Source organism: Vibrio sp. CJQ_6, from assembly GCF_043106745.1.
Taxonomy (GTDB): Bacteria; Pseudomonadota; Gammaproteobacteria; order Enterobacterales; family Vibrionaceae; genus Vibrio; species Vibrio furnissii.
The window spans coordinates 1-19,391 of sequence record NZ_JBICMV010000035.1; the positions used below are offsets into that span (position 1 = coordinate 1).

Here is a 19,391-nt window from a genome sequence, read left to right on the forward strand (position 1 = left end):
TTGAACATAAGCAAAGTAACAGTCTGGAGATGGAGGAAAGAAGGTCGTCTCCCTGCGGCTTGTGCAATCAGTCCAAGAGTGGTCGGATGGAAGCGTGAAACTATTGAGTCATGGCTCGAAGAACAAACAACAGAGCTACCGTACTAGAGGCGTAAGTGAATGAACATACAAACTAACGAACGCACTTACATTACAGACTTACGTACCAAGCTTAAGCAGCAATTTATTCAAGAAATGCATAACGCGAATAAAGATCCAGATAAGGGCATTACCTTCGACGTGATGTTTGACGCTTACGAAGCTGCAAAAGCGGAAGGAAAATGTTTTGAGAACCCAGCCCAATTACAAGCCGCGGTTGGTGGGAGGTATGTAAAAGCTCAAATAGCATTTCAAGTACTCGCTTCTGCTCAACCTAATACGAATCGATATAATCGAGAAGTTCCCCAGTGGTTTTCCAGCCCGCTAGAAACTGCACTAAAACTCGACATAGCGGCTTTGTGGCAAGCTGTAGAAAGTGACATTGCTAGTATTGTAGAAAGTCGAGTAAAGATAGCTGAACACTGTTCTGAACAGAAACGCCTACAAGCATTACAATCCAGTGAGCTGGTCGAAGAGCTTCAAGACAAACTTGATGAGCTGAAAGAACTACCAGGACAACTGAGTGAACTAAAGATCGACAATGAGCGCTTAAAAACCGAAGTGAGCAGACTTGAAAACAAAGCCTCAACTTTACAAGCTAGTTCAGACTCTTCATTTGCCTTTCAACGCGACAATGCTGTATTGGAAGACAACAATGCGAAGCTTAAATCTGAAAATCAGAATATGAGAAAAGAACTTGAGCGAACTGCCGCCCTCTTGCAAGAAACGCTTATCAAGAAAGCTAACTTAGAAGGTCGCTTAGAAGAACGCGGCGAGTTTTCTAACACTACCAACGAAAACGCGACCTCAAGCTAATTCTGAATCACGATGAACCATTCCCACTCGTGGGAATGGCTATAAAATACTACCTAAAATCGAAATTTAATGCACAGATGTTCTGGAACAATAAAGTTTGTACAGTGACCAGAAAGTTTGTACATAAAGGCAGGTTTGGAATAATAAAGTTTGTACACTAATTTCTAACCTTCGCTAAATCAGAACCTTAGAGACCATGAGTTTTGTAGGGCAGAGCTAGGTCCAGACGCAGCAGCAAGCAGACAATACGCGATAGTAACAAACTTTATTGTACCGATTGCTGTAAGTGCCTGATCTACTGTCCTAGCTGTGTACAAACTATATTGTGCGAAAACAACAGAATGCTGTTCAGTGCGATCGCAAAGGTCAACTTTATGTGGATATTGGAATGAACAATGTTCGCGCTATCACACATTAAAAGCGAGAAGACTCATGTTTCGTTTTTCTGTCGCTATTCCCATTACATCGAAATCGTCGACTCAATTCTCGAAGCGTTTGCAGCCGAACAAAGCTTAGTCATTGAAAGCAGAGAAAATTCCCCCACAAATTAAAGCAAGATCCCATAGCACCTCACAAATCACTATCGAACCGCTGACTCATTCCCACGCATGGGAATGACGACAAAGAGAGTCCAACTACGAACTGGTTCCTAAAGTGCAGACCGCGAGTTAAGAACCACCCTTTTTACAAGCTTAGCGCCTATCTTGACTAATAATCTTCTCCAAAATTTCTTTTTTATATTCAGTAAGTAATGCTTCACTCTCTAGCTTTTCTATTTCGTTGTTCAAATGTTCACCATGAACTGGAAACAGATCCAACAGTTCTTTATGTGCGACTATTTGAACATTAATTTCAACGATTTTGGTGTTTAACTGATCTTGGTATTGTCGCTCTTCGCTAACAGGCTCTGGCTCTAAATACCCTTGGCCGACTCTATGCTTTTCTTGTGTGACTTTTTTGCCCCCGACGGCAACAAATTGAGCGTTATTTATTCGAGGAGGGCTTAATCGCACAACCTTTCCTTCTTGTTCGAGTATTTTCAAAATTCGATAAGACTGATTATTAAATCTCTCAATTTGTTCATCAGTACAGTAATACTCATCAAGCATCGGTTTAAGCAGTGCTTGGTAGCTATACAGGTCAAAATATTCGTCAGTCTCAAAAGACTTAAGGCTTTTGAGGCCGATTTTGTATAACTGCATTGTCCCAACTCTCATACATAAACACCTGCTGTCACTTAAATATTGGTATAATATATTATGCTAGGATTATTTGGTCAATCAGTTGTTAGATAGCGTATAAATATGGAGTTATGTACACTTGATAAAGTAGTAATGAAAAAGAATAAGAAATGAACAATCTGGCAAAAGAAATATCAAAAAACATTGCAGCTCAGAGACAGAGATGTGGTTTATCAAGCACTGAAGCAAGCTTAAAAGCGGGATTTAGCAGAAGCTACCTAAGTAAAGTTGAGAAAGATGGTGTCAGAATCACAATTGAAAAGCTTTATCAGCTAGCTCGAATTCTCGATTGTGAGGTAACTGATCTTTTACCAGTAGACCGTCCAGACTTGTTAGAATAGATGAAGCTTAAAGCCTTAAGCTTTCACGAACAACTACACTGCTCTCGCAGTGTAGATTTCTACCTGTGTAGTTCCTTTGCCTATTTTAGAAAAACACCATCCACTTCACTGATAAGTCAGTATCTTTTCTGCTTTTATGCATCCTTTGGTATAGTCATGAAATGCATTTGTACTGAGCTGGCTAGTAGCATGGGATCGACAATCAATAAATCAAAGCTATCTGAAACCGACATCATCACGAAATTCATTCTTCCTGCTATCAAAGATGCAGGATGGGATGATATGTCTCAAATCCGTCAAGAAGTTAAACTGCGTGACGGTAAGGTCATTGTTCGTGGTCAGGCAGCGGCGAGGAAAAAGGTTAAGTCTGCGGACATCGTCCTTTACCATAAACCGAGCATGCCTCTAGCCGTTGTCGAAGCAAAAGCGAATAAGCATGAAATCGGCAAAGGTATGCAACAAGGTCTAGATTACGCCAGCTTACTTGAAGTCCCTTTTGTCTTTGCCTCAAATGGCGACGGTTTTATCTTCCACGACAAAACCAACCCAGCTCAACTCGAAACTGAAATTCGACTTGAAGACTTCCCGACACCTCAGCAACTATGGGACAAGTACTGCGTTTGGAAAGGCTACAAAACCGAGCACCTTCCAGTTATTACTCAAGATTACCATGATGATGGTAGCGGTAAGTCTCCGCGCTACTATCAGCTACAGGCGATAAACAAAACTGTGGAGGCGGTCGCAGCAGGACAAAACCGTGTACTCTTGGTTATGGCAACAGGTACGGGCAAAACTTACACTGCATTCCAGATTATTTGGCGACTGTGGAAGTCCCGAGCCAAAAAACGCATCCTATTTCTAGCAGACAGAAACGTTCTGGTCGATCAAACTAAGAGGAACGATTTCCAGCCGTTTGGCCCCGCTATGACTAAAGTCACTGGTCGAACAGTCGATCCCGCTTACGAAATCCACTTAGCTCTGTATCAAGCTCTGACTGGCCCAGAAGATCACCAAAAAGCATACAAACAGGTCGATCCTGATTTCTTTGATCTTATTGTCGTTGACGAGTGCCATCGTGGCAGTGCCGCTGAGGACAGCGCATGGCGCGAGATTCTTGAGTATTTCGGTTCAGCGACTCAAATAGGGCTAACCGCGACACCGAAAGAAACCGATATCGTGTCTAACACCGAGTACTTTGGCGATGCCATTTATACCTACTCTCTAAAGCAAGGTATTGAAGACGGTTTCTTAGCCCCTTACAAAGTTGTGCGTGTAGATATCGATGTAGATTTACAAGGTTGGCGACCAACCAAAGGACAAGTCGATAAACATGGTGAAGTCATCGAAGACAGGATCTATAACCAGAAAGACTTCGACAGAACTATGGTCATTGATGAGCGAACAGAACTGGTTGCACAGACCATCACCAGCTACCTCAAGCGCACCGACCCGATGGCGAAGACCATTGTGTTCTGCAATGACATTGACCATGCAGAACGTATGCGACGAGCGCTGATCAACTGCAACCCTGAGCAAGTTGCTAAAAATGAAAAATACGTAATGAAAATCACTGGTGATGATGAAATCGGCAAAGCTCAGCTTGATAACTTCATCAGCCCCAAAAAGGCTTACCCTGTTATCGCAACCACCTCAGAACTTATGACTACAGGTGTCGATGCAAAAACTTGCAAACTGGTTGTTCTTGACCAGGGCATTCAGTCGATGACCAAGTTTAAGCAGATTATCGGTCGCGGTACTCGTATCGATGATCGTTACGGAAAGCTATGGTTTACCATTCTCGACTTCAAAAAGGCGACTGAACTGTTCGCTGATGAGCGCTTTGATGGTGTCCCTGAGCGAGTTAAAGAGACAAAACCAGAAGACTTCGATACCGATGATGGACTCGATGAGATCATCGATGGTGAGGATGAACTTGAACAAGATGATCCATTTGAAGGGGAAGATATCGACCCTGAAAGCATCCATGAACCAGAGGCTTTATACGACTCAGGTTCATCTCCTTCTGACGGTAGCAATTCCGATGATGATTGGCAGGATGAAAACCGAGTTAGAAAGTTCCATGTCAACGGTGTAACGGTGAAAGCCATTGCCGAACGTGTTCAATACTACGATTCCGACGGTAAACTCGTAACCGAGTCGTTCAAAGACTATACCCGCAAGACGATGGCAAAACAGTTCACCTCAATGGATGACTTTGTTAAGCGCTGGCAAGATGCCGATAAAAAGCAAGCAATCATTGATGAACTGGCAGAGGAAGGCATCATCTGGGAAGCATTAGAGCTGGAAGTCGGCAAAGATCTCGACCCATTCGACATGATTTGTCATGTCGTGTATGACCAACCAGCACTCACCAGAAAAGAACGTGCAGACAACGTCAAAAAGCGCAACTACTTCACTAAGTACGGTGAAACGGCTCAGCAGGTGTTGAACAACCTACTGGACAAGTACGCAGACGAAGGCGTTCAAGAGATTGAGAATATTCATGTACTCAAAGTTAAGCCTTTTGACGAGATGGGACGCCCTGCTGAAATCGTCAAAAAGTGCTTTGGTGGTAAAGAGCAGTACTTAGAAGCTATCAGTGAACTAGAGTCGGAAATCTATCAATCGGCATAGCTCGTGAACCACAGCTAAATACAAAAATACACAAGAGATGTTTTAGATGTTACCTGGTTCCATATGGTTGGAGTTGTCTGTCTTCAACATACTACTGTAGAGAGCTACACAATATGTTTAAAGACGTGATTCCTATAGTTCACAAGCCTCCTAACACCTCTACATTGGACTGGATAGATCAACATTCCCGCCACAATAAGACCACCAGTCCTAACGACTTTACAGACAATGCAGTGATATTGGTATCCCAACTTTTGGGGTTAGTCAGTTAGCCTATCAATACCAGATAACATTTCCGTGGCATAAACCATAATATTAACAGGCGATTGTTATAGAGCAGCAATTTATAATCAGTGCAAATTTTAAAGCTTATCTACACCTTGCAAGTTACGTCAATTCCATTAAATTACAGCACATTAGACAAAAAGCGTGCATGTGAAGAAAAAATCTCCAAGACCCGAGATGAGATACAGTTTGAGGCATTTTTCTATATCCAGTGTTTATCCAATCCAAGACGAAATACTTGTGCAACTATCGGTCTGATCCAAATGAGTACGAAAGGCCATTTTGATAACGTTGATGGAGTATCGACATGCTGTACGCACACTAACTACATTGCTTGGCGAAAAGTGCCTGGAAGGAACAACATCTATGATAAACATATCTGACAGCATACAATTTGGTTTTGATGTTGCAACTAGTATAACAATCATCGCTACTGCCCTAACTTGGGTTTACACAAAGCGGCAGGAAGATAAAGATAATATAAAGCGCGATGTTGATGAGAAAGTACGCTCTAGCGCATTGATGACTATTAATGAAAGTATAAAGGAGTTGGAGCCATTTTATGTAGATTGCGCAACAGCAAGCACTTCTCTAAGAAAAAGTGTCGATAACATCATTGACAAGCCTATCTTCGAAATGAACTCAATTGAAATAGAATTGTTAATTAACACATTGAGTGAAATGGTAGATAAAGAGCAAAAATTACAATCTGCATACCAAGAGTTTCGAAAGAAAATGATATATCGATTGTACTTTATTCGGCCTGTTTTACTTTCAATGAGTGATTCACGTGAGATACTGATTTCCCTTGAGCAATCAGTAGACTCAAAAAACCTTGATGACTACACTAGCTGCATCCAGCCTCTAATTAAAATTGCAGAAATCGTAAAAGCTCACATCGATGAGAGCAAACATGTAAAGTTTGATACGAATAACGACATCAAGCTTAATGCCAAGCTAAGTTTTATGTTATCTGACGAGCAGAAGAGAATAGCATCAACTCAATACAAACATGATTTAGTTGAACACTTAAATGTTCTTTTTAATTACTGTAAAGAATCACTTTTATGTTTAAGCGCTGTTAGCGGGAAAATGTTAAGCAAAGACAGCCGAAATCTTGGTGAATGGAAGCAGCAAATTGATAGTCCTGATGGAGGACAATGGGCTGTTGAAGACTTTTCTGAGATGTTCCATAGTTTTTGGCAGACAAGTGAGAACTTACGACTTAACACTGTCCTCAAGACTTTCGCTTCAATGTTAACTTTGCGAAACGTCACACTAGTGTCTGTACCTGTAATTACTTACACATTATACGCCAGAGCTACTAAACAAAATGTGACCATTGAAGAGTATATAAGTGGTCTAAGCCCCTCAAATTTTACAAACCCTAGCGATTTATTCATCCACATAATTTTCCTACCTTTGCTGTATGCGATCATTTCTTTACTCCTCGTACGCACACTTGTATTACGCCGTAAAAAATTGAAAATTATAAAATGGTTATCTAAAAGAAGTGACTCTGAAGTTATAGCTATCAATAAGAGTTTCAGTAGTAGCCATCTGTGCAATCAGCCTTCTTTCAAAAAAATATACAAAGATATATTCAAGAAGATTGGTAAAAGAAACTTTTATGACACTTATTAACACAGATAGAGCACACCAAAATACAACCTTTCAATGGCTTAGCTTAGCGATCTCTTATGAAACTTCATACGCTGACGAATATGTTCATGGGCAGACGAGGAAATATCGTTTCCTTTGCACTGACGATTCAAGTTCTTAGCTGCAACCAAGGTCGAGCCAGAGCCAAAAAACGGATCAACAACTAGCTCGCCTTCTCTGCTACTTTGAGCGACCAGAACTTCCAAGAGACTTACTGGCTTTTCAGTTGGATACCCTCTATAGACCCGTTTATGAGTCAGTATGTCAGGTATGCTCAAATCATTAAGCTTTCTCTTGCCCTTTTCAAAAAACAGTATGTATTCGTGTCGAGCACGGTAATGGTAACCCATACCAATACTAACCTTATCCCAAATAATTGGTTTCCAGAATCTAAAACCGACTTTTTCCGCAATCGGTTTAATGACGAACATCGTTTCTTGATCGCAGAAAAGATAGAAATGCGCATTCTTCTTGAGCACACGATAAACTTCGCGCAGTAGCTCTTCAAATCTTGCATTTGGGAATATCTCAAACCATTGATTGCTTGAGGACTTACTGACTTTAAGTCTTGTTGTCGTACCGATCTTTCGGTGTTTCTCTAGAGATTCATAAGGAGGATCTGTTATTAGCAAATCAACGCTCGCAGAATCGAGCATTGATAGCCAGTTTACTGCATCATCTTGGGATAAATTCATTCGATTCCTAAACAAGACTACTGCACGTTTTTCCATTCATATATGTATGAGATAGCTCACCTTTATTTAGGCGGCGACAATCGATACAGTAGCTCTGGTAGCCTTCGGGGTTCCTAGCCGTCACTCTAGCAGGAGTTTTGCCAAAGGACGATGGATAGGGATGAAAAACATGCTCTCCTCCATTTGCATCAGAACAATGGGGGCAGGACTTAAATTTTTGGCCCGTGTGGGGATCTCTCTTGTGTATCATTCCTACGTTCAAACGTTTGTTACAACAACTGCAAGTCATGCAAAGCACCTCTTTAAGTATCATAGACGCTTTATGATACGGGATGCTTATAAATCAAACAGTGAGGAAAGCAACAAAGTTCGTTTTAGCTGCATAGCAAGGTAACTTTCTAGTCCTTACAAATTAGCATCCGCTTGGTTTCCTCGATAGAGATAAGACCCCAGCCTAAATTCTCATTAATTACGATCAATTTTGTATCAGGCAAAACGCTCATTGCTTCATCTATAGCCAACTTTAATGAGTCGAAATCAAGGCTCATAGCTCTAAGATCCGTTCTCTCTTTTCCCACAACATCGTACCAATGCCCCTTGTACACAGCGTCCCCCTAATATTCCCCACCTAAAACAATTTCATAACTTGCACATTATTTAACATATTAAACATCTATGCATTCATTTTCATTATCTAGTGTGTTGGAGATCTCGGAAAGCCCATCTATAAGGCATTGATTTAAACATGTGTGTCCTACGTATTTAGGCACAACAACTCCCAATCCCAAAGCAATAAACTCTGGGTGTTCTGATACGATTTTTACGTACTGTTGTAGCCTATCTTCTGGTGTAGAAGGACGTTGAAGTTGCTTTTTTAACGTCTGTTGAAATTTGCTCACAGCCTCGGGATCTACATCATGAAGCTCCTCATAATCAGAGCAATAAAGCTCTTCATATAATACATCGGCCAGTTGCTTATGGCTCCAGCCTAACGCATCCAACATAGTTCGAATTTGCTTTTGTTTTTGGGTTGTCCCCATTTGTCCCTACCCTACTAGTTACTATGCAATGGTCTCAGCGGAGACAAGCATTCAATTAATGAAAAGGAAAATACTATGTCTAAAAACAAAGCACCAATGACTCCTAAAGCCGCTGCTCGTATTCAAGCGAATCAAGCAAAACAAAATGGCGGACAAGTCTCTAAAGATTCATTCGCGGCTCGCGCTCAACGCGCTGCCGCCAACAACCAAAAACAAGGTAAATAGGAGTAACCATCATGGCAAAACCAAGTTCTGCACCAAAGACTGCGCCGAAAGGTAATCCAAACTACCCAAGCACAACTGGCAAGCCTTCAGGCAAAGGTCGAGGCAACACACCTAAACGCTAAGCACATTAGATATAAATGAGGCAGTCTAGCTGCCTCATTTTTCTATTATGAACAACTTCTCGCATTCAGCTTGAAGTTACTCAAAAACAAGTTTTGATCAGATTTGTAATCGGAATACGGCACAGACTTTTCCGTTTGTGAAAGAGCGCATAAACACGTTTCTCGCTTACTCTCATACCAACTCACCGACACCATATTTTTTGACGAGTTTATGCAGGTATCAACGATGGCATACTCTACTTCTAATGGGTAACGCTCTTCATCAAAAGCACCATTCACCTTATAACCACCAACCACGCCCACGACCAATGCCGTACTGGCAGACACCAGTTTCCGTTTACTAAATTTAAAGCCTTTGAAGCTTTTTTCACACTTCTCACACGAGATATTCTCTGCATATTCAATGACATTGTCAGTGTGACAATGGGGACACTCAACCTTCATTTTCTAGACAACCTGGTTATATTTTTTATTGTTTCATTTATATCACTGATTCATTATTAAACCACAATTACAAACATAGTTTCATAGCGATAAGTTCATTTTCTTCGACCCATTTCTGCTATAATCCGCCCTAATTTTTTCAGTCAGTTAGTAGTAGAACTTCATGTCAATCAGTTCAGTTATCAAGTCTATTCAAGACATCATGCGTAAAGATGCGGGTGTTGATGGTGACGCGCAGCGTCTAGGCCAAATGTCGTGGCTTTTATTCCTTAAAGTGTTTGATGCTCAAGAAGAAGAGCTAGAGTTCGAGTTAGATGATTACCGCGAACCCATCCCAGCCAAGTACCTATGGCGCAACTGGGCAGCAGATAACCAAGGCATTACGGGTGATGAACTGCTGGAATTCATCAATGATGACCTATTCCCGACGTTAAAAAACCTAACCGCACCGAAAGACACCAACCCACGCGGTTTTGTGGTGAAAGAAGCTTTTAGTGATGCCTTCAACTACATGAAAAATGGCACGCTGCTTCGTCAAGTAATTAACAAGCTCAACGAAATCGACTTTACTGACTCTAAAGAACGCCACCTGTTTGGTGATATCTATGAACAAATCCTACGCGACCTACAAAGTGCAGGTAATGCGGGTGAGTTCTATACACCTCGCGCGGTGACTCGTTTTATCGTCAATCGTCTTGACCCTAAACTGGGTGATCAAATTATGGATCCCGCCTGCGGCACGGGTGGATTCCTGGCTTGCGCGTTCGATCACGTCAAAGAGAACTACGTGACCAGCGCAGCCGACCACCAAACACTGCAAAAGCAAATCCATGGTGTAGAAAAGAAACAACTACCACACTTGCTGTGTATCACCAATATGATGTTGCACGGCATCGAAGTCCCTGTGCAGATTAAGCATGGCAACACACTCAACAAGCCGCTTTCAAACTGGGACAGCAATATCAATGTGATTGCGACTAACCCACCGTTTGGCGGCACAGAAGAGGACGGGATTGAAAAGAACTTCCCTGCCGAAATGCAAACTCGTGAAACCGCCGATCTGTTCTTGCAGCTTATTGTCGAAGTATTAGATAAAGATGGTCGCGCTGGTGTGGTGCTACCTGATGGCACCTTGTTCGGTGAAGGTGTAAAAACCAAAATCAAAAAGATGCTGACGGAAGAGTGTAACCTGCACACGATTGTTCGCTTACCTAATGGCGTATTCAACCCATACACAGGCATTAAGACCAACATTCTGTTCTTTACCAAAGGCCAGCCTACTAAAGAAGTGTGGTTCTATGAGCACCCTTACCCAGAAGGTGTGAAGAACTACAGTAAAACCAAACCGATGAAGTTTGAGGAATTCCAGCAAGAGATCGATTGGTGGGGTGACGAGGCCGATGGGTTCGCTACCCGTATCGAGACCAAGCAAGCTTGGAAAGTGTCGATTGAAGATATTATCGAGCGCAACTTTAACCTTGATATTAAAAACCCGTATCAGGACGAAGTCGTCAGCCATGACCCTGAAGAGTTACTGGCGAACTATCAGCAACAACAGCAAGAAATTAAGGCACTACGAGACCAACTGAAAGGCGTTCTCGGTGATGCGCTTAGCTCTACCATTCAAGGTAAGAAGCAAGGTGGAGAACAATAATGGCAGTCGACCAATCAACTATGAATAAGCTAATCACCGAGCATATTGATATCTGGACTTCAGCAGTTAAGACCAGATCAACCTCTGGTCGAGGTAGCAGCAAGAAGCTAGAACTGTATGGCGTTAAGAAGCTACGTGAGCTAATTCTAGAGTTAGCTGTGCGAGGAAAGCTTGTGCCTCAAGACCCTAATGATGAGCCTGCTTCAGTGTTGCTTGAGCGAATTTCGGCTGAAAAAGCACAGTTGGTGAAAGAGAAGAAAATCACTAAGCCAAAAAAGTTAGCTGAAGTTTGTGATGATGAATTTTCGTTTGAATTACCCTCCAATTGGGATATTCGTAGGCTCCCTGATGTGTACTACACAATATCTCCAAGCGGGAAAAAACTGAAATCATCAGATGTACTTGAACATGGCACCTACCCTGTAATAGATCAAGGTCAAGAGGCTATTGCAGGCTACTCCAATGATGAGGAACGTGTAATCGACATTGAATCACCAATTATTATTTTTGGCGATCACACGCGAAACATTAAATATGTAGACTTTAGCTTTGTTCCTGGAGCTGATGGGACAAAGATACTCTGTCCCATAGGAATCGCGCCAGAGTTTTTCTATCTACAACTGAGAAGCTACGATATAGAAAGCCGTGGTTATGGACGACATTTCAAAATACTTAATGAAAATTTGTTCGTAATTCCTTCCCTAGAAGAGCAACATCGCATCGTCGCCAAAGTCGATGAGTTAATGGCACTCTGCGATCAGCTTGAGCAACAAACCGAAGCCAGTATCGAAGCGCATCAAGTGCTGGTAACAACGCTGTTGGACACACTCACCAACTCTGCCGATGCTGACGAGTTGATGCAAAACTGGGCGCGAATCAGTGAGCATTTCGATACCTTATTCACTACTGAAGAAAGCATCGACCAGCTCAAGCAAACCATTCTACAACTGGCGGTGATGGGTAAGTTGGTTCCACAAGATCCAAGTGATGAACCTGCGGCTGAGTTACTGAAAAGAATTACGGAAGAAAAAGCACAAATAGTCAAAGAGAAGAAAATCAAAAAGGAAAAAGTGCTACCGCCGATTAGTGAAGATGAAAAGCCGTTTGAACTTCCTAGTGGCTGGGAGTGGTGTCGCTTGGGACAAATAGGCTACGATTTAGGTGGAGGCACACCATCAAAATCTAACAGCAAATATTGGGATGGTGAAATACCTTGGGTTTCTCCTAAAGATATGAAAGTGGATTTTATTGAGTCTGCTATCGATACCGTGACAGAAAAAGCAATCAAAGAAACTACTATAAAATTAATCCCTAAAAACAGTTTGCTAATGGTTGTTCGAGGGATGATTCTTGCGCACTCTTTCCCTGTTGCATTAACTAATAAAGATGTCGTGATTAATCAAGATATGAAAGCTTTAGTTTTTAGCAATATTGACCCTCATTACCTTCTCACGGTTATGAAAGCAACGAAAACAACGTTTACCGACTTGGTAGATAGAAGCTCGCACGGTACTTGTAAACTTATCTCAGAGAAACTCTGGAACGTCACCTTAGCGATCCCGCCTCTGAATGAGCAAAAAAAGATCAATATGATGCTTGAGCAAATAATGGATATCTGTGAACAACTAAAACAAGGTATAAGAAAAAAATATCAGAGCCAACTCCACCTTACGGATACCATTGTCGAACAAGCGGTATAACCATGAGTTGAGTCTTTACAATATCGCCAATAAAAACCTCTCACGCTAACATCGACAACTCTTGCAGCCCTCGGCTGCAAGAGACTTCTATCTAGCAACAATACCACCGTCTCTATTCCCCGATACAAAGTAGTCAGCATCACGCTTTTACAGATTCAAACCAGTCCAAAGCCATTGAAGTAAAAAGAAATTCAATCAACAGGTCGAAAAGTTGTTTTTAACCGAACAATCTCAAGTTATCGGATTCAGATTTATTAGTGTGGTTTAGGCCTGTTCCATTTGTTTTATCATTTCCAAGTTGCTTAGCTCGAACTTATAAAAACGACTTTGCTTATCCTCTCGCTTTTCTTCATTTGACCGAGCATCGATATACCACTTTTTCTCAACAATCCATCTAAATGCAGCTCTCTCTGTAACATAAACCTCATCTTTATCTTCAGGTATACCGAAATCAGTTCTTACTTTTTGCTTATCCACCTCTGACAACGAGGGGTGGAGTTTTAAGATCAAAGGTAACCTTAAGTTCCACAGCTTATCTTGAGCTAAAGCCTCATGATCATGCTGCCTAGACTCCTTAGAATCATGCTCTTCAACCACATTCCTAACACGAGCAAAATGGAAGTTTTTAAATTTATTCTTTTTGACTTCTGAACGATCAAATGCTCTGAACATCCAACTGGTTCCATCATACATAATTGCCAACGGAACCAAGGTTCTAATTTGATGATTAGAGCTGTTTTCAGAAAGATAGTTGCAGGAAATCGCATACTTACCCGATATCGCCCTAGTAATCATAGCGACTTCATCAGTGTTCATTTGGTTGGGAAACTTGCCAATCTTTTCATAGGCAAGCTCAGTAACGCCGAAGATCTTGTTGCTATTAAATCCATTGGCGAGCATACCAAGCGCCAATTCACCATCTATATCTGTCAATGGCTCGAAGGATTTCCTGATAATCGTATTCGTTTTTTGAGTTTTGTTGTTTGGCCTACGTTTGGAGTATTCAGTAAGAACTCGGGAAGCGGCTGCTTCTGCAATACCAAACGCATCTTTAAGATCAGCCCGACTAACACGCCCTGTAAAAAACAACTTAAAGTCAATATAAGCTAAACGAGCGTTAATAGAGGTTGTCTCTGATGTGATGTCTGCTTGAGAACTGTTTTCCATGATGCCTATCCATTGTTCAATCTAGCCAAATCGTAGCAAAAAAATCATTACGTGTAATTACAATACACAACAAATGCACAAAAAGATCATTGACACGTATCATTTCGATCTATCATAATAATCCCAATCGGCATAATCGGTTATTAGCCAACCAAAACCACTAGGAGATAGCTGTGCAAGTTCAAGGTTTCAAATCACTAAGACAACTAAGTGCAAGCGATAAAGAATTTTGTTTCGAGATGATCTCTCATATCACATCGAACCTAGACTTGACCGAAACACAGTTGTCTCAATTGAAGACGGCTTACCGAGCAATCGGATCCTATTTGGCAAACCAAGGGGGCGAGCTAGCGGAATGCCACATTTATGCTCAAGGTAGTGTTGGTATTGGCACATCCGTAAAACCGATTGATGAAGACTCAGACATGGATATAGATCTCGTGCTGCACTTACCAAGTCAGCACTATCCAACAACTACTGATGAAGCCAACGAGCTACTCTTCAATTTGATACGAGTGCTGAAAGACTCTCAACGATACGGTGACAAAATAGAGAATGTGCCAAAACGCAGATGTGTCACTCTGCAATATGGAGGTATCGAAGGCCAGGGGTTCCACATGGACATAACCCCTAGCATGCCTGAAGATATGGACTCGCCAAACCATAAGAGCAAAGTAAGAGTTGCAGACATCAAGGATGCCAATAGTCCTTCTCATCCATACGGATATAGGAAGTGGTTCCGAAGCGCGTGTAGTAAAGAGATTCGCTGGAATAGAAAAAGCAACTACAGATCTAATAGTGATATATATGCGGGGACAGTAGAACCGTTACCTGGTCAGGGTCGAAAGACTGTACTTCAGATTGTAGTTCAGCTTCTCAAGCGACATAGAGACATGTGGAAACAAAATAAGCAGAACGTTTATGGCGATTGCGCTCCAATAAGCATAATTATTACGACTCTAGCAGGTCTAGCTTATGAAAAGTGCTCAAACTCTAACAAGGAGTACCAAAACCCATTTGATCTGATGTTAGATGTACTTGAAGAAATGCCAAACTTCATTTCCCATCAATATCAGTCTAACGGTACTGTAAAGTACACTATTCGCAACCCAGCACTTCCTACGGAGAATTTTGCAGATAAATGGCATGAGAAACCGATGTTACCCCAAGCATTTAAAGCGTGGTATACGCAGGTTACTGAAGATCTAGCAAAACTACTTGAATTAGATCAAGGGCTTGATAAAACCATTGAGCGCTCAAGAGAAATGTTTGGTTCTCAAGCAGCAAGAGGCATCCAAGCCAAACTTGCGAACACTCTGACTGAACGACGAGCTAAAAATCGTGCGGTAGTTTCTTCTATTGGCTTAGGAGTATCCAATGCAGCCACAGCCACTCCCGTTCCTAAACACAACTTCTACGGTGATGTATAGATGTGCCATCACCTTCAAAGGCAGCTTAACGCGCTACAAAAACGTTACCATGGTGGTAAAGGTAGAATACTCAAAGGTAAAACAGGTCTAAAACTGGAATGGAGACAAGTACTACAACCTTCTCGACTTAGCCGAGAATACCTAATTCTTGTTAAATGGGCTGGGTTAGGTTGTATTCCTGAGGTCGAGGTATTGTCCCCGAATCTAAGAGATCTAGCAGGAGGGAAGCGCTCACCTCATGAGTTCTTCTCCAAAGAGAATACTAAACCCTGCCTAATGTTTAACAGCGGTAGCTCCAAAGACTGGGTGCCTAGTATGTTAATCGCTGAATCAATCATCCCATGGACGCAAGAATGGCTGTGGTACTGGGAGCTTTGGTTATCAGATGGAGAGTGGCGTGGTGGTGGTGTTCACCCTGGTGAACTAACTATTGAGCAATATATGGATCAAATCAATAACTCTCACCATCAACCAGCAAACAAGGGAAAGTAATGAATCTTTTGACTTATATCGTTGTTCAGACCATCAACTGGCTATTCAGAAAACGCTCTCCTGCCTTGTTAATTTTCAGGACAGGAGCCTATTTCTTCCCGATAACATTGATGGGAGGCGTAGCATTCAATGTTCAATACGTAACAGCTAGCCAACTCATTAGCCTTGACGTTGCTGGTTCTGATGTCCCTGCTCTACTCGTTTCTATCGGTTTTTATTTCAGTATACTCCTAATGGCAATTGGGCTAGCTTGGGAGATAGTCCGCTCAGTTATAGAACACCGACAATTGGCTAAACAAATTGTATTCTCTATTGAGCAAAGAGGACTCGTAAACACATCTGACTCCCCACTATCAGAGCACGTTCAGCAAAAATATAAAGGCCGAAATATTTCCAATACAGTAATAGATATCCGAGACAGTCTTGCTAACGGCACAGTAAGCCAACCCAAATTAGCTCTTAAGAAATTCCTCAATCTAGAGCACTCTATAGAAGAGCGAAGAAATAGTATTGCTGCTGAAGATTTTCACATTGTTTATGGTGGTTTAGTTCCTGTCCCTTTTGCTTTCCTATCAGGATATTTGTTGGATGATGAGTCTCATATTGAAGTGCTCGACTGGGATCGACAACTATCAAGCTGGAAAGAACTCGATCCTATTAGTGACGACAATGAGAAGTTTGAAAAGACAATAAAGCATGCTGATAGCAAAGAATCTATCGTTCTTGCTGTATCTTTCTCTTACCCTGTTGATGAGAAAGCTATTGACCTCTGTTTTCCAAAGATGCCACAGATACATTTGAAACTGAGGGAAAAGCGTTTTGATAATCACTGGTCAAGTAAAAAGCAAAGTCGTTTAGCTTATGATTTGATCGAAGAAGTTAAAAATCTCATGGAAGAAGGCTATAACGATATACACCTCGTATTAGCTTCTCAAAACAGCGTAGCATTCAAATTTGGTCAAGCGTACGACAGACGGAACCTTCCTCACATTACGATTTACCAATACGAAAAAGATAACAAAATCCCTTACCCATGGGGAGTATCAATTACTAACTTACCCCACGCAGAGCCATCTATTAGACTGACCGAGTTTAATGATGACTTAGAGCAAGCCGTATAAGAGGTCTTTATATGTCTTCATTTCAAGTTCTTATGCCTTTCGCTCGCAGTAACAGTTCAAACCGAATAGTGGGGATTGAGCAAGTAGAGCGTGGCGATGATTGCAACTGTCATTGTTTATCATGTGGAACCCCAGTTACTGCGAGGTTGGGAAATATCAACCAATGGCACTTTGCACACCGTACCGATAAAAATACAACAAGTTCTGAGTGTGAATTCTCCCCCGTTACTGCATTGGCACTGATTATAAGGCAACAGCTCCCAACTCTAGTTAACTTTGATTTAGATGAGTGGGATTTTAATAATGTGCAATGGGAGGTTGAATGTACCAAATATGGGGTTCAAGTTGATGCATACACTAAAGACTTAACCTCTAACATATCGGTAGTAATGGATATCCCTTTCGAGAGCAGTCGTAATTTATTACCTGAAGCTGTCCCCGAAGATATAGACATAATCCTAAGTGTGGATACACACAAGATGGCTCGGCAGCTTTATCCATCTAAAAGCCCAGTTAAATTATTAAGCTCAGAAGAAGTATTCAACTATCTCTTAAATCATTGGGAAGACTTAGTTGAAATGCTTCGCTGGCCTCAGTCAACCATAGAACAACCATGTGAAGATACAGAGGTTGAAGAAAACAGTATAAAGACCAATGATCCTATCTGCCTATGCTGTGGTGAGAAAACAGCAAGATATGGACGAGGGCTTCTTTGTGAAGAGTGTGTTTGGAAAGAGGTTGGTAGCCAATTTAATTCAATCAGTGAGATGGTTGTGTTTTATAGGAAAAACTCTAATTAAATAGATCAATCAGCCTCACAGTGGGGCTGATTTGCATTTTTAGTCTCAAATACCTAGCCGCGAGAAGAAAGCGAACTTATGTATTCATTACAGATGATTACATTAAGCTACAAGCTTAACCGACTACTTAGCCGACTATAAACACCCAAAACGACAAAGGCCTGACAACTTAATAAGCTGTCAGGCCTTATAGAATATGGCACGCCCTATTGGATTCGAACCAATGACCACATCCTTAGAAGGGACGTGCTCTATCCAGCTGAGCTAAGGGCGCGCTACAGGGACAGGATTATACGAGTTAGAAAGGTGAAATCAACGGCTTTGTCTAACATTATGTTTCAAATGAGCAAAATTTTGTCACTCAATCAATATGTGCTGAAAAACAGAACAAAGCAAACGTTTGCTTATAGATGTTCTTCAAAATATCTGCGACAATGCGCGCAAAAATTTTCACTACGAATGTGTAAGGAAAGTCATGACTGCTCAAAATATTGATGGAACACTCATTTCACAGACAGTACGTTCCGAAGTTGCGGCCCGTGTTAAGGCGCGCACTCAAGCAGGGCTGCGTGCGCCTGGTCTGGCTGTGGTTTTAGTGGGTGAAGACCCCGCGTCTCAAGTGTATGTAGGCAGCAAACGCCGCGCTTGTGAAGAAGTCGGATTTGTGTCGAAGTCGTTTGACTTACCCGCCACTGCAACTGAAGAAGAACTGTTAACGCTGGTCGAACAGTTGAACAATGATCCTGAAATCGACGGCATTCTGGTTCAGTTGCCGCTACCTGCGGGTATCGATTCAACGCACGTGTTAGAGCGCATCATTCCCGAAAAAGACGTCGACGGTTTCCACCCATACAACGTGGGTCGTTTGGCGCAGCGCATTCCCAAACTGCGCTCTTGCACACCGAAAGGCATCATCACGCTGCTGGATCGTTACAACATTCCGCTGCGCGGTAAACACGCGGTCATCGTGGGTGCATCCAACATTGTCGGTCGCCCGATGACACTGGAACTGTTACTGGCCGGTTGCACCACCACCACCTGTCACCGTTTCACCAAAGATCTCGAACACCACGTTCGTCAAGCCGATGTGCTGGTGGTTGCAGTGGGTAAACCGAACTTCATTCCTGGCGCGTGGATTAAAGAAGGCGCCGTGGTGATCGATGTCGGCATCAACCGCCTCGACACCGGTAAACTGATTGGTGACGTGGAATACGATGTAGCGCGCACGCGCGCCAGCTTCATCACCCCAGTTCCGGGCGGAGTTGGCCCAATGACCGTTGCCAGCCTGATTGAAAACACCATGTTGGCCTGTGAACAATACCACACCCAAAAATGATGTCGTTTCTTCAGCGGTAAATGCACAAAACCCCAGCTAAGGCTGGGG

At 42.1% G+C, this 19,391-nt stretch carries 18 protein-coding genes and 1 tRNA gene; 13 read left to right on the plus strand and 6 right to left on the minus strand.

Annotated elements, in window-relative coordinates; genetic code table 11:
* On the plus strand, nucleotides 1-147 hold the full coding sequence (locus ACF8PK_RS17975) for a helix-turn-helix transcriptional regulator (RefSeq protein WP_392443292.1): 147 nt from the start codon (nucleotides 1-3) through the stop codon (nucleotides 145-147).
* Nucleotides 148-159: 12 nt separating this feature from the next.
* Nucleotides 160-954: a DNA repair protein gene (locus ACF8PK_RS17980; protein ID WP_140087458.1), complete on the plus strand. Its 795-nt coding sequence runs from the start codon at nucleotides 160-162 to the stop codon at nucleotides 952-954.
* Nucleotides 955-1,646: 692 nt separating this feature from the next.
* On the opposite strand, the gene ACF8PK_RS17985 is transcribed toward ACF8PK_RS17980, so the two are convergent.
* Nucleotides 1,647-2,156 (minus strand): DNA repair protein, encoded by a 510-nt coding sequence (locus ACF8PK_RS17985; protein WP_229652707.1) that lies wholly within the window; start codon nucleotides 2,154-2,156, stop codon nucleotides 1,647-1,649.
* 149 nt (nucleotides 2,157-2,305) lie between these two features.
* Between ACF8PK_RS17985 and ACF8PK_RS17990 the strand changes: the two genes are divergently transcribed.
* The 3 genes from ACF8PK_RS17990 to ACF8PK_RS18000 all read left to right on the plus strand — a co-directional run bounded on the left by ACF8PK_RS17990 (nucleotide 2,306) and on the right by ACF8PK_RS18000 (nucleotide 7,099).
* On the plus strand, nucleotides 2,306-2,536 hold the full coding sequence (locus tag ACF8PK_RS17990; protein ID WP_074544459.1) for a helix-turn-helix domain-containing protein: 231 nt from the start codon (nucleotides 2,306-2,308) through the stop codon (nucleotides 2,534-2,536).
* Nucleotides 2,537-2,725: 189 nt separating this feature from the next.
* Nucleotides 2,726-5,170 (plus strand): EcoAI/FtnUII family type I restriction enzme subunit R, encoded by a 2,445-nt coding sequence (hsdR, locus tag ACF8PK_RS17995; protein ID WP_140087483.1) that lies wholly within the window; start codon nucleotides 2,726-2,728, stop codon nucleotides 5,168-5,170.
* A gap of 579 nt (nucleotides 5,171-5,749) precedes the next feature.
* On the plus strand, nucleotides 5,750-7,099 hold the full coding sequence (locus tag ACF8PK_RS18000) for a hypothetical protein (protein ID WP_129171553.1): 1,350 nt from the start codon (nucleotides 5,750-5,752) through the stop codon (nucleotides 7,097-7,099).
* Between the two features lie 38 nt (nucleotides 7,100-7,137).
* On the opposite strand, the gene ACF8PK_RS18005 is transcribed toward ACF8PK_RS18000, so the two are convergent.
* A complete protein-coding gene (locus ACF8PK_RS18005; protein ID WP_114322580.1) occupies nucleotides 7,138-7,812 on the minus strand; it encodes a site-specific DNA-methyltransferase in 675 nt (224 codons plus the stop codon).
* A gap of 665 nt (nucleotides 7,813-8,477) precedes the next feature.
* Entirely contained in the window at nucleotides 8,478-8,852 is a 375-nt protein-coding gene (locus tag ACF8PK_RS18010; RefSeq protein ID WP_114322581.1) for an elongation factor Ts, read from the minus strand.
* 75 nt (nucleotides 8,853-8,927) lie between these two features.
* On the opposite strand from ACF8PK_RS18010, the gene ACF8PK_RS18015 reads away from it, so the two are divergent.
* The gene (locus ACF8PK_RS18015) at nucleotides 8,928-9,077 is read left to right on the plus strand and encodes a hypothetical protein (RefSeq protein WP_180771571.1); all 150 of its coding nucleotides are present in this window, start codon (nucleotides 8,928-8,930) and stop codon (nucleotides 9,075-9,077) included.
* Nucleotides 9,078-9,244: 167 nt separating this feature from the next.
* On the opposite strand, the gene ACF8PK_RS18020 is transcribed toward ACF8PK_RS18015, so the two are convergent.
* A complete protein-coding gene (locus ACF8PK_RS18020) occupies nucleotides 9,245-9,643 on the minus strand; it encodes a hypothetical protein (protein ID WP_011079925.1) in 399 nt (132 codons plus the stop codon).
* Nucleotides 9,644-9,806: 163 nt separating this feature from the next.
* Here ACF8PK_RS18020 and ACF8PK_RS18025 point away from each other — a divergent pair, with 163 nt between their 5' ends.
* Both ACF8PK_RS18025 and ACF8PK_RS18030 read left to right on the plus strand, forming a co-directional pair.
* Nucleotides 9,807-11,297 (plus strand): N-6 DNA methylase, encoded by a 1,491-nt coding sequence (locus ACF8PK_RS18025; protein ID WP_140087457.1) that lies wholly within the window; start codon nucleotides 9,807-9,809, stop codon nucleotides 11,295-11,297.
* On the plus strand, nucleotides 11,297-12,997 hold the full coding sequence (locus tag ACF8PK_RS18030) for a restriction endonuclease subunit S (RefSeq protein ID WP_140087456.1): 1,701 nt from the start codon (nucleotides 11,297-11,299) through the stop codon (nucleotides 12,995-12,997). The genes ACF8PK_RS18025 and ACF8PK_RS18030 overlap by 1 nt, the downstream gene beginning before the upstream one ends.
* A 264-nt stretch (nucleotides 12,998-13,261) precedes the next feature.
* On the opposite strand, the gene ACF8PK_RS18035 is transcribed toward ACF8PK_RS18030, so the two are convergent.
* Complete coding sequence (locus ACF8PK_RS18035; RefSeq protein WP_140087455.1) at nucleotides 13,262-14,164, minus strand: WYL domain-containing protein; 903 nt, start codon at nucleotides 14,162-14,164, stop codon at nucleotides 13,262-13,264.
* Nucleotides 14,165-14,337: 173 nt separating this feature from the next.
* Here ACF8PK_RS18035 and ACF8PK_RS18040 point away from each other — a divergent pair, with 173 nt between their 5' ends.
* From ACF8PK_RS18040 to ACF8PK_RS18055, 4 genes are all read left to right on the plus strand, one after another.
* Entirely contained in the window at nucleotides 14,338-15,594 is a 1,257-nt protein-coding gene (locus ACF8PK_RS18040) for a nucleotidyltransferase (protein WP_140087454.1), read from the plus strand.
* Nucleotides 15,595-15,909: 315 nt separating this feature from the next.
* On the plus strand, nucleotides 15,910-16,086 hold the full coding sequence (locus ACF8PK_RS18045; protein WP_013571341.1) for a hypothetical protein: 177 nt from the start codon (nucleotides 15,910-15,912) through the stop codon (nucleotides 16,084-16,086).
* A complete protein-coding gene (locus ACF8PK_RS18050) occupies nucleotides 16,086-17,207 on the plus strand; it encodes an SAVED domain-containing protein (RefSeq protein WP_140087453.1) in 1,122 nt (373 codons plus the stop codon). The genes ACF8PK_RS18045 and ACF8PK_RS18050 overlap by 1 nt, the downstream gene beginning before the upstream one ends.
* 11 nt (nucleotides 17,208-17,218) lie before the next feature.
* Complete coding sequence (locus tag ACF8PK_RS18055; protein WP_392442875.1) at nucleotides 17,219-18,007, plus strand: competence protein CoiA family protein; 789 nt, start codon at nucleotides 17,219-17,221, stop codon at nucleotides 18,005-18,007.
* A 197-nt stretch (nucleotides 18,008-18,204) separates the two neighbouring features.
* On the opposite strand, the gene ACF8PK_RS18060 is transcribed toward ACF8PK_RS18055, so the two are convergent.
* A tRNA-Arg gene (locus ACF8PK_RS18060) sits at nucleotides 18,205-18,281 on the minus strand.
* Between the two features lie 201 nt (nucleotides 18,282-18,482).
* Between ACF8PK_RS18060 and folD the strand changes: the two genes are divergently transcribed.
* On the plus strand, nucleotides 18,483-19,343 hold the full coding sequence (gene folD, locus ACF8PK_RS18065) for a bifunctional methylenetetrahydrofolate dehydrogenase/methenyltetrahydrofolate cyclohydrolase FolD (protein WP_055466290.1): 861 nt from the start codon (nucleotides 18,483-18,485) through the stop codon (nucleotides 19,341-19,343).
* The last annotated feature ends 48 nt before the right edge of the window (nucleotides 19,344-19,391 follow it).

Excerpts from the sequence above, each read along its gene's own strand:
- ACF8PK_RS18055 (WP_392442875.1), top strand. The coding sequence starts at position 17,219 with ATGTCTTCATTTCAAGTTCTTATGCCTTTCGCTCGCAGTAACAGTTCA.
- ACF8PK_RS18020 (WP_011079925.1), bottom strand. The coding sequence starts at position 9,643 with ATGAAGGTTGAGTGTCCCCATTGTCACACTGACAATGTCATTGAATAT.
- ACF8PK_RS18050 (WP_140087453.1), top strand. The coding sequence starts at position 16,086 with ATGAATCTTTTGACTTATATCGTTGTTCAGACCATCAACTGGCTATTC.
- ACF8PK_RS18025 (WP_140087457.1), top strand. The coding sequence starts at position 9,807 with ATGTCAATCAGTTCAGTTATCAAGTCTATTCAAGACATCATGCGTAAA.
- ACF8PK_RS18010 (WP_114322581.1), bottom strand. The coding sequence starts at position 8,852 with ATGGGGACAACCCAAAAACAAAAGCAAATTCGAACTATGTTGGATGCG.
- folD (WP_055466290.1), top strand. The coding sequence starts at position 18,483 with ATGACTGCTCAAAATATTGATGGAACACTCATTTCACAGACAGTACGT.
- ACF8PK_RS18015 (WP_180771571.1), top strand. The coding sequence starts at position 8,928 with ATGTCTAAAAACAAAGCACCAATGACTCCTAAAGCCGCTGCTCGTATT.
- ACF8PK_RS17980 (WP_140087458.1), top strand. The coding sequence starts at position 160 with ATGAACATACAAACTAACGAACGCACTTACATTACAGACTTACGTACC.
- hsdR (WP_140087483.1), top strand. The coding sequence starts at position 2,726 with ATGGGATCGACAATCAATAAATCAAAGCTATCTGAAACCGACATCATC.
- ACF8PK_RS17990 (WP_074544459.1), top strand. The coding sequence starts at position 2,306 with ATGAACAATCTGGCAAAAGAAATATCAAAAAACATTGCAGCTCAGAGA.
- ACF8PK_RS18005 (WP_114322580.1), bottom strand. The coding sequence starts at position 7,812 with ATGAATTTATCCCAAGATGATGCAGTAAACTGGCTATCAATGCTCGAT.
- ACF8PK_RS17985 (WP_229652707.1), bottom strand. The coding sequence starts at position 2,156 with ATGCAGTTATACAAAATCGGCCTCAAAAGCCTTAAGTCTTTTGAGACT.
- ACF8PK_RS18000 (WP_129171553.1), top strand. The coding sequence starts at position 5,750 with ATGGAGTATCGACATGCTGTACGCACACTAACTACATTGCTTGGCGAA.
- ACF8PK_RS18045 (WP_013571341.1), top strand. The coding sequence starts at position 15,910 with ATGTTAATCGCTGAATCAATCATCCCATGGACGCAAGAATGGCTGTGG.
- ACF8PK_RS18030 (WP_140087456.1), top strand. The coding sequence starts at position 11,297 with ATGGCAGTCGACCAATCAACTATGAATAAGCTAATCACCGAGCATATT.
- ACF8PK_RS18035 (WP_140087455.1), bottom strand. The coding sequence starts at position 14,164 with ATGGAAAACAGTTCTCAAGCAGACATCACATCAGAGACAACCTCTATT.